The following is a 1,569-nucleotide window of genomic DNA, read 5'->3' on the forward strand; positions in this document are numbered from 1 at the left end:
GGCTTCTCGCTGGCCACCGGAGGCGCCCAAAACGAAACGTGTGACCAATCTGAGCCAAAATCTAGAAACTGGCTGAACTTGCGGCCCAGTCGGTTGGGGCCGCCGAGTTTCCACACAGCCTCCGCCCGGGCAAAGACCCGGGCCTCATCGAACTGTTCGGCCCATAGCAGCCAGTCGACCTCGACATTTGCCGCGTTTCCGCATTCCAAGAAGTCGGCGTTCGGCTGGAATCGCAACAAGGTCTCGCCCTGGGGGCCTGGCAATGATCCAACCTTCAATTTTCGTAGCGCTCTTGTGATATCTCAGTGTAACCATCTGAATGGGAAAACGAGGAGGGATATTATGCGGCTTGCGGTTTACAATGTCGAAAATCTCTTTGATCGAGCGAAAGCTATGAATTTCGACTCTTGGGAAGAGGGTCGGCCTGTATTAGAGGCTTTCGCCGCCTTGAACGGGCTGCTTGGCCAGATCACCTATAGCAGCGCCGACAAGGACCGCATGGTGGATCTGATGGCCCTGCTCGGTCTCGAAAAGTCCGATACTGGCCCCTTTGTCGTTTTGCGTCGCAACAAAGGCGGATTGCTCAAGCGTCCAAAGACTGGCGGCGTTACGATCACCGCCGATGGGCGATCTGATTGGGTTGGGTCGCTAGAACTGCGCGATGAGCCTCTCAGTGAGCATGCAACGCGCAATACCGCACGGGTCATGAACGACATCCGTGCAGATGTGCTGGGTGTCGTCGAGGCTGAGAGCAGACCGGTCCTCGCGGCGTTCAACTCTGAGATAATTCCCGCACTTGGTGGCAAGGCGTTCCGACATGTCATGGTGATCGACGGCAATGACGAGCGCGGCATAGATGTCGGTCTAATGTGCCGCGAAGGCTTTCCAATCGGCTTGATGAGGAGCCATGTCGACGATCGGATGGCGAACGAGCAACCCATTTTCTCGCGCGACTGCCCAGAGTTCGAAGTCACGACGCCCAAGGGCGCGCGCCTTCTGATCATGGTTAACCATCTAAAGAGCAAAGGCTATGGTGAGAAGGATAGTTCTGACGCGCGCCGCAAGGCGCAGGCTGACAAGATCGCGAAAATCTACAATCAAAGGATTTCATCGGGTATCGATTACATCGCGGTCATCGGTGATCTGAACGACACTCCGGATAGTGGACCACTTAAACCCCTGCTCGAAGGCAGCACGCTGAAAGACATCTTCGAACATCCAGCTTTCAGCAACGGCGGATATCCGGGCACCTACGGGCTCTGCAACGCGGACAACAAGATCGATTATATCCTGCTTTCGCCGAAGCTGTTTGAAAGGGTCGTTGCCGGCGGCGTGTTCCGCGAGGGTATGTGGCCAGGGTCCAAACCAAAGCGTTGGGAGGTTTACTCGGAGCTTACCCGCAAGGAGGACGCAGCGTCGGATCATGCCGCGCTTTGGGTCGATCTAGGTTCAGGACTCATTGAGTTTCAGAGCCAGAAGATGACAGTTGCGGCGAGTGCGATGGCCGAGAGGTAGACCTTGGGACATCTGTCGTAGCGGGTTGCGATCCTGCGCCAGTCCTTGAGGCGG

The 1,569-nt window shown here is 56.4% G+C and carries 2 protein-coding genes and 1 pseudogene; 1 reads left to right on the forward strand and 2 read right to left on the reverse strand.

The genetic code is table 11. The features are described 5' to 3' along the window. Positions 1-239, reverse strand: a 239-nt coding sequence (locus GV832_RS22240; protein WP_227754614.1) for a hypothetical protein, incomplete at its 3' end; no start/stop codon positions are given. Positions 240-342: 103 nt separating this feature from the next. On the opposite strand from GV832_RS22240, the gene GV832_RS21620 reads away from it, so the two are divergent. Beyond that, complete coding sequence (locus GV832_RS21620; protein ID WP_227754615.1) at positions 343-1,515, forward strand: endonuclease/exonuclease/phosphatase family protein; 1,173 nt, start codon at positions 343-345, stop codon at positions 1,513-1,515. Here the strand turns inward: GV832_RS21620 and GV832_RS21625 are convergent. Then, positions 1,467-1,569, reverse strand: a pseudogene (locus GV832_RS21625) (IS5/IS1182 family transposase); the annotation flags it as partial. The gene GV832_RS21620 and the pseudogene GV832_RS21625 sit on opposite strands and share 49 nt — an antisense overlap.

The sequence above is a fragment of the Stagnihabitans tardus genome (genome assembly GCF_009925085.1).
GTDB classification, from domain to species: Bacteria; Pseudomonadota; Alphaproteobacteria; order Rhodobacterales; family Rhodobacteraceae; genus Stagnihabitans; species Stagnihabitans tardus.

What these genes read in the sequence shown, in the direction of transcription:
- GV832_RS21620 (WP_227754615.1), top strand. Translation starts at nt 343, where the DNA reads ATGCGGCTTGCGGTTTACAATGTCGAAAATCTCTTTGATCGAGCGAAA.